Origin of the sequence: Paenibacillus phytohabitans, from assembly GCF_013141775.1 — a bacterium.
In the GTDB taxonomy this organism is placed as follows: domain Bacteria; phylum Bacillota; class Bacilli; order Paenibacillales; family Paenibacillaceae; genus Paenibacillus_AQ; species Paenibacillus_AQ phytohabitans.
In genome coordinates this window covers 1-568 of the sequence record NZ_WHOB01000038.1, presented here as the reverse complement: position 1 = coordinate 568, position 568 = coordinate 1, and the positions used below count along the sequence as shown (strand labels likewise).

Here is a 568-nt window from a genome sequence, read left to right as displayed (position 1 = left end):
CGGTGGCTGGTACGCCCGGTGCGCGCCGGTTGGCCACACTGCCGGCTGCCGATCTACCGCAGCTAATGCCGGTGCCGGTGAGCTCCATTACCTGGCTACCGCCGGGGCATCGATCGATAATTCGCCGGGGGTCCACCAGCCCGCCTGCAGGACCCGGTAACGGTCTCGCCCAGGTGATTGGTCGCCGGCTGCGCGCGGATCCGCAGCTGCTGCGGTAGACGTTCTTCCGGTGGCCCGTGCGCCCGGCGCGCCGGTTGGCCACACTGCCGGCTGCAGATCTATTGCAGCTACTCCCGGTGCTCTCCTGGATGCCGGTGAACCCACCGGTGCGCCTGCAGGACCCGGTAACGGTCTCGCCCAGGTGATTGGTCGCCGGCTGCACGCGGATCCGCAGCCGCTGCGGTAGACGTTCTTCCGGAGGCCGGTGCGCCCGGCGCGCGCCTATTGGCCACACTGCCGGCTGCAGATCTACTGCAGCTGTTGCCGGTGCTCACCTGGATGTCGTTGAACCCAGTACCCAGCTGCCGCCGGGCATCGATCGATAACTCACCGAGGGGCCACCGGCCCG

General features: G+C 69.0%; 1 protein-coding gene. It reads right to left on the bottom strand.

Annotated features, from left to right (window positions below):
• Nucleotides 1–87: 87 nt before the first annotated feature.
• Nucleotides 88–324, bottom strand: a complete 237-nt coding sequence (locus tag GC101_RS14240; RefSeq protein ID WP_171717781.1) for a hypothetical protein — start codon at nt 322–324, stop codon at nt 88–90.
• Between the last annotated feature and the right edge of the window lie 244 nt (nt 325–568).